Annotated in this window: 6 protein-coding genes and 1 rRNA gene; 2 read left to right on the top strand and 5 right to left on the bottom strand. The window is 43.8% G+C overall.

Going from position 1 to position 6536, the window contains the following annotated elements; all coding sequences use genetic code 11:
- Nucleotides 1-135 precede the first annotated feature (135 nt).
- Both ACZ5B7_RS00930 and ACZ5B7_RS00925 read right to left on the bottom strand, forming a co-directional pair.
- Nucleotides 136-1685, bottom strand: a 16S ribosomal RNA gene (locus ACZ5B7_RS00930).
- A gap of 257 nt (nucleotides 1686-1942) precedes the next feature.
- Complete coding sequence (locus ACZ5B7_RS00925) at nucleotides 1943-2173, bottom strand: hypothetical protein (protein WP_213148243.1); 231 nt, start codon at nucleotides 2171-2173, stop codon at nucleotides 1943-1945.
- Between the two features lie 136 nt (nucleotides 2174-2309).
- Between ACZ5B7_RS00925 and pdaB the strand changes: the two genes are divergently transcribed.
- Nucleotides 2310-3062, top strand: coding sequence for a polysaccharide deacetylase family sporulation protein PdaB (pdaB, locus tag ACZ5B7_RS00920; protein ID WP_464492278.1), 753 nt, complete (start codon nucleotides 2310-2312; stop codon nucleotides 3060-3062).
- Nucleotides 3063-3083: 21 nt separating this feature from the next.
- Here the strand turns inward: pdaB and ACZ5B7_RS00915 are convergent, their stop codons facing one another.
- Nucleotides 3084-3773: a KinB-signaling pathway activation protein gene (locus ACZ5B7_RS00915; protein ID WP_464492277.1), complete on the bottom strand. Its 690-nt coding sequence runs from the start codon at nucleotides 3771-3773 to the stop codon at nucleotides 3084-3086.
- A gap of 143 nt (nucleotides 3774-3916) precedes the next feature.
- Here ACZ5B7_RS00915 and gerD point away from each other — a divergent pair, with 143 nt between their 5' ends.
- On the top strand, nucleotides 3917-4513 hold the full coding sequence (gene gerD / locus ACZ5B7_RS00910) for a spore germination lipoprotein GerD (RefSeq protein ID WP_464492276.1): 597 nt from the start codon (nucleotides 3917-3919) through the stop codon (nucleotides 4511-4513).
- Nucleotides 4514-4605: 92 nt separating this feature from the next.
- Here gerD and ACZ5B7_RS00905 read toward each other — a convergent pair whose 3' ends face one another.
- Together ACZ5B7_RS00905 and cwlD are read right to left on the bottom strand one after the other, a co-directional pair.
- Entirely contained in the window at nucleotides 4606-5658 is a 1053-nt protein-coding gene (locus tag ACZ5B7_RS00905) for an Mrp/NBP35 family ATP-binding protein (protein WP_464492275.1), read from the bottom strand.
- Between the two features lie 146 nt (nucleotides 5659-5804).
- Nucleotides 5805-6536 carry an N-acetylmuramoyl-L-alanine amidase CwlD gene (cwlD, locus tag ACZ5B7_RS00900; protein WP_378588623.1) on the bottom strand — a complete coding sequence of 244 codons (732 nt, stop codon included), beginning with the start codon at nucleotides 6534-6536 and terminating at the stop codon, nucleotides 5805-5807.

Below are 6536 nucleotides of genomic sequence, written 5' to 3'. Positions count from 1 at the left end.
GCTGAGGATTCACTTCCTCGAGTTACTGCGGCGCAGGAGCAAAAAAATAAGGTTTTGAGAGATAATTCCCTCAAAACTAAACAAACAGAAAACAGTCAACTTCTTATCAGTCCAAAAGGACTGCATTATCCTTAGAAAGGAGGTGATCCAGCCGCACCTTCCGATACGGCTACCTTGTTACGACTTCACCCCAATCATCTGTCCCACCTTAGGCGGCTGGCTCCTTACGGTTACCCCACCGACTTCGGGTGTTACAAACTCTCGTGGTGTGACGGGCGGTGTGTACAAGGCCCGGGAACGTATTCACCGCGGCATGCTGATCCGCGATTACTAGCGATTCCGGCTTCATGCAGGCGAGTTGCAGCCTGCAATCCGAACTGAGAATGGTTTTATGGGATTGGCTTCACCTCGCGGCTTCGCTACCCTTTGTACCATCCATTGTAGCACGTGTGTAGCCCAGGTCATAAGGGGCATGATGATTTGACGTCATCCCCACCTTCCTCCGGTTTGTCACCGGCAGTCACCTTAGAGTGCCCAACTAAATGCTGGCAACTAAGATCAAGGGTTGCGCTCGTTGCGGGACTTAACCCAACATCTCACGACACGAGCTGACGACAACCATGCACCACCTGTCACTCTGTCCCCCGAAGGGGAAATTCCTATCTCTAGGAGTGTCAGAGGATGTCAAGACCTGGTAAGGTTCTTCGCGTTGCTTCGAATTAAACCACATGCTCCACCGCTTGTGCGGGCCCCCGTCAATTCCTTTGAGTTTCAGCCTTGCGGCCGTACTCCCCAGGCGGAGTGCTTAATGCGTTAGCTGCAGCACTAAAGGGCGGAAACCCTCTAACACTTAGCACTCATCGTTTACGGCGTGGACTACCAGGGTATCTAATCCTGTTTGCTCCCCACGCTTTCGCGCCTCAGCGTCAGTTACAGACCAGAAAGCCGCCTTCGCCACTGGTGTTCCTCCACATCTCTACGCATTTCACCGCTACACGTGGAATTCCGCTTTCCTCTTCTGCACTCAAGTCCCCCAGTTTCCAATGACCCTCCACGGTTGAGCCGTGGGCTTTCACATCAGACTTAAAGGACCGCCTGCGCGCGCTTTACGCCCAATAATTCCGGACAACGCTTGCCACCTACGTATTACCGCGGCTGCTGGCACGTAGTTAGCCGTGGCTTTCTGGTCAGGTACCGTCAAGGTACCGGCAGTTACTCCGATACTTGTTCTTCCCTGACAACAGAGCTTTACGACCCGAAGGCCTTCATCGCTCACGCGGCGTTGCTCCATCAGACTTTCGTCCATTGTGGAAGATTCCCTACTGCTGCCTCCCGTAGGAGTCTGGGCCGTGTCTCAGTCCCAGTGTGGCCGATCACCCTCTCAGGTCGGCTACGCATCGTCGCCTTGGTGAGCCGTTACCTCACCAACTAGCTAATGCGCCGCGGGCCCATCTGTAAGTGTCAGCCGAAACCGACTTTCAACCTTCCCTCATGCGAGGGAAGAAGTTATCCGGTATTAGCTCCGGTTTCCCGAAGTTATCCCAGTCTTACAGGCAGGTTGCCCACGTGTTACTCACCCGTCCGCCGCTAACCACCGGGAGCAAGCTCCCAGTGATTCGCTCGACTTGCATGTATTAGGCACGCCGCCAGCGTTCGTCCTGAGCCAGGATCAAACTCTCCAATAAAGTTGAGTTGATTAGCTCAAAAATGTTACGTTGGCTTCGTTTCAAATGAAACGAATATTATTTTTTGTTGACGTTTTTGTTTGTTTAGTTTTCAAAGAACCAACTTACTCCGTCACTCAAGAGCGACTTTATTAATATATCATCTGCTTACTTAAAAGTCAACAACTTTTTTTAAGTTGTTTTTGTGTCAGCAGCGACGTTTATTAATATAACAAGATAATAATCGAATGTCAACAGTCTTTTCAAAAAAACAAAGTTTATCCCTTTTTTTGTTCTTTCTTACCTCTGCGCATGTATTTAAAACACTCATTTGGTGAAGCAACTCTTCTAAATAAATCAAAAAGGATTTTGTATCTTTCCTCCATTGCTCTTTTCACAATATGATCAATACGTTCATCCCTTAAGTCAAAAAGAATTTCATCCATTTCTCTCTTTATTAAGTATTCTATTTCTTTTACTTCCTTCTCGTTGATTAAAAGCCCGTACATAGATAACCTCCAATAAATGGTATGTTATAGTAGTCTTTTCCATTTTGTTTACTTTTATAATAAAAATCTTTCATCATATTTTTAAAAATCTCATCATATGTTTGAGACAAGGATGGCAGTGGACGAGGTGGAAGCGATGAATTTCTTTTTTATTGTTAATGGTAAAGCGTTAAAAAGTGTTGTGTTAATTATGGTTGCCGCTTTCTTTACAGCTTGGTTTCTCTATATGGAGAACCTGACGCAAATCCCTGTATTTTCAACCAAGGATGGTCCAAAAGCCGTTTTCCGAGGTGAAAAGGATGTGGCCCTGACATTTAATATTGGCTGGGGCGACGTTAAAGCAGAGCCTATTTTGGATACGTTGAAAAAGGAAAATGTGAAGTCTGCCACATTCTTTTTATCCGGTTCCTGGGCGGAACGACATCCGGATCTTGTCAGCCGAATTGTCAAGGACGGCTATGAAATCGGCCTGCTTGGTTATAATTATGTAGACTATCGGGACGAAGAGGATGGAAAAATCAGCAAAGACATTTTAAAGGCCCAGGAGGTTTTTAAAAAGTTAAATGTAAAGGGGATTAAACTTCTAAGGGCTCCAACAGGACATTTTGATAAACGCACATTATCGATTGCGAAGCGTTACGGCTATACAGTCGTACATTGGCGTTTGGATTCAAAGGACTGGCAAAATCCAGGTGTTGCAAAGATTGTAGAAAATGTGAAGAATGCAGAAAAAGGTGATATTATTCTTCTGCATGCCTCCGATTCTGCCAAACAAACAGCAGAGGCTTTACCGCTAATCCTGCAGGATCTTAGGAATAAAGGCCTAGAATTCGTAACCGTATCCGAAATGATTGCAAACGGAGAAGTCCAATCTAAAGAAATAAAATAACCAAAAAAACCGTCCGAAATATTAAACGGACGGTTTTTTTGTTAATTTTTTACCTACTTTATTTTTTCCACGATTATTGGTTGATTGGCTTATGCGTTGCTCACGTTCCTTTACTGACTTGGCATTTAATTTATGAAGAACCAGCAGCTGGTAGGCGTTGCAGGCAAGTAACGCTGCCACCATTAAATAGACCCAGCTTTTTTCATTTTCCTGAAGAGCTGGCATCCACTCCACCAGAGTAACAACAACCATAAAGAAAAGAGCAGGAACAAACGCCTCCCGGTTGGTTTGTTTCATTTTATACCAGGCAGCAATCAATCCGACAGCTAATACAAAGACCGCCAACCCTACATAAGGAAGCAGCGAATCTCCCTCTTTTGCAAAATTGACATAGCGAAAATAAACTAAATCAAACAGGGCAAACAGAAGCAGAATGACCTGAACCCCATTCCAAAGGGCGACGGATTTAAATATACCTAATCCGAAGCGATGGACCGTTAAATAGGCAAAAAAGCCCATTTGGCTGATCAAGCTGAATAAAAAGCCCATGAAAAGCAGCCATACCGCTGTGGAAACGATGTCGATTATTTGAAAATCAATAAAATATGACTCAAATTCATTCCAGCGAACAATAAAACCCACAACAGCCGTCGTGATTCCGCCGACTAATAATGTGGTCATAAACAGTCTTACCCAGTTACGGCTTGTCACACTATAAACCCCCATAAAAAATAATACATTCTGATTGTACCAAGCAAAATTTGAAAAATCCATAAAATGAGTGAACCGCGTATAATCTTTCGACATTTTCTTCATTATAAAATTAAGGATTCTTATGTGAAAGGAGCTTCAAAATGAGAGCAAAATTTACTGTGCTCCTCCTGCCTGTTTTTGTTTTTTTAACTAGCTGTTCCGGTAACAACGATCTTAGCGCCGGGTTGCAGCCTGATTATGATCAGACCAAAAAAATGGTCGTGGATATTTTAAAGACGGATGATGGAAAGAAAGCTATCCAAGATGTCATGTCCGATGACAAAATGAAGGAAAAACTGGTGATGGACCAAAATGTCGTGGCTCAGACGATTGAACAAACATTGACCTCTGATAAAGCAACAGAGTTTTGGAAAAAAACCTTCAGCGACGCGAAATTTGCTCAAGGCGTTGCCAAGAACATGCGGGCAGAAAATGAAAAATTACTTAAGGATTTAATGAATGACCCTGAATATAGAGCCATGATGATCGAAGTGTTCAAGGAACCGGAAATTCAAAAGCAAATGGCCGATGCCCTGAAAACCAAGGAGTATCGTGAACAGCTTCAAAATGTAATAACTGAGACTATTGACAGCCCGCTTTATAAAGCAAAAATTCAGGAATTGCTTTTAAAAGCTGCCGAGCAGGCAAATACAAAAGCAACCACAAAAGACAGCAAAAGCGGTGATCAAGGTTCATAATTGTGTTAAAAAATAAAACCTCTTCCAGCCGGAAGAGGTTTTATTTTTGACTGCAGGCCTTTTTTCCATAGCAAGAGCCCATATTTAAAATATTACTTTCCAAGCCGGTCCGCGACTTTTTCGGCAATTTCTAAATAAATTTTTCCTAACTGATGGTCTTCCTGATAGATGGACGGCGCAAAGTCTTCATCGTTCCAGTCAGGCTGGTTAAGTGGCAGGCGTCCAAGCACTTCTGTATTTAGCTCGTCGGCCAACTTATCTCCGCCGCCGCGACCAAACACATATTCCTTTTCACCAGTCAGCTTGCTTTCAAAATAGGCCATGTTCTCAATAACCCCGAGCACTTCATGATCGGTTTTCATCGCCATCGCACCTGCGCGGGCAGCTACAAAGGCTGCGGTTGGATGCGGGGTGGTAACGATAATTTCTTTACATGCCGGCAGCATGCTATGAACATCTAAGGCAACGTCGCCTGTTCCTGGTGGTAAGTCTAGAAGTAAATAATCAATGTCGCCCCACTCTACCTCATTGAAAAAGCTATTCAGCATTTTTCCGAGCATTGGACCGCGCCAGATAATTGGTGAATTATCCTCCACGAAAAATCCCATTGAAATTACTTGAACACCAAAACGCTCAACAGGAATAATCTTTTCGCCTCGGACAACCGGCCGATTCGTAATGCCCATCATATCCGGTACGCTGAAACCGTAAATGTCGGCATCGATAAGCCCGACCTTTTTACCTAAGCGCGCCAGAGCAACAGCGAGGTTAACAGATACCGTCGATTTTCCTACTCCGCCTTTTCCACTGGCAATTGCGATAAAGGTAGTGGACTGGGAATTAAGGAGATTCTTTTCCTTTTCTGGTTCTGCCTGACGATGGGCAGCAAGCACTTCATCAGGCAGCTGGTTGAAGCGGATTCCTACTGTTGCGGCACCTGCCTCCTTCAACAGGTTCACAATTTGCGTTTGTAGCTGCAGCTGCTCACTTGTCCCTGTTCTAGCAATCGCTACCTTGACACTGACATGGCTTTTTTCTTCTTTAATTTTTATCTCTTCTATAGCATTTAATTCTGCTAAAGTTTTATGTAAAAATGGCTCTTTGAGGCTGCCAACAACCTCACGGATTCTTGCTTCAGTTAACATTGAAAAACACCTCACCAATTGAATTCGTTTCCATCTAACAGTATATCATAACTATGGCAATATACAGTTAATTGAATCACACATTAAAACCACCGCCATAGGAATAACCTCAAATAAAAAGAGAAGGTGTTCATTCCCGCCTTCCCCTAATCTGTTTCTTTTAATTCCTTTTCATTCGTGAAATATCTTATGATCCCTTTATATATAGAGGCTGCAACCTTCTCTTGATAGTCCTCCCGCTTTAATCTTGCCTTTTCAGCAGGGTTGGAGAGGAAACCAACCTCGACCAGAACACCCGGTTTTTTTGAATGTTTTAAAATATAAACGCCGCCTATTGGCTTGGCTTTTCGATTAGTATTTTCTAAGTTTTCCCTGAGCTCCTCTTGAATAAATTTGGCCGCCCTGGCATTTTCCTTAAAATGAGGGGCGTAAAAGGTTTGGGCGCCGCTCCATCTTGACGAAGGTATGGCATTTAAGTGAATGCTTACAAAGAAGTCATTATCCTCTTCATTAATCATCTTTAATCTGTTTTTCAGATCCTCCACTTTTCTCCTGCTGTAGCCCCTAGTATCAGCATCTGCCAAATCGGTATCGGTTTCTCTTGTCATCACAACAAGTGCACCCTGCTGCTGCAGATAATCTCTGACCTTTAAAGTGATGTTAAGAGCAATATCTTTTTCAAGCGTCTCGCCCGTACCTGCCCCGCCATCCGGGCCGCCATGGCCCGCATCCAGCAGAATAATTTTTCCGGAAAGCGGAAGACTCCATTCCTTCCAGGAATCGTCCTCGGCAAAATCATACTGTAAAATTAAAAATAGTGCTAATAAGCCAACTGAAAAAAAAATGATTTTTATTCTTTTTGTTACCAACCAAATCAT

The organism is Neobacillus sp. S1115, assembly GCF_055385565.1.
This window is presented reverse-complemented; position numbering and strand designations above follow the sequence as displayed.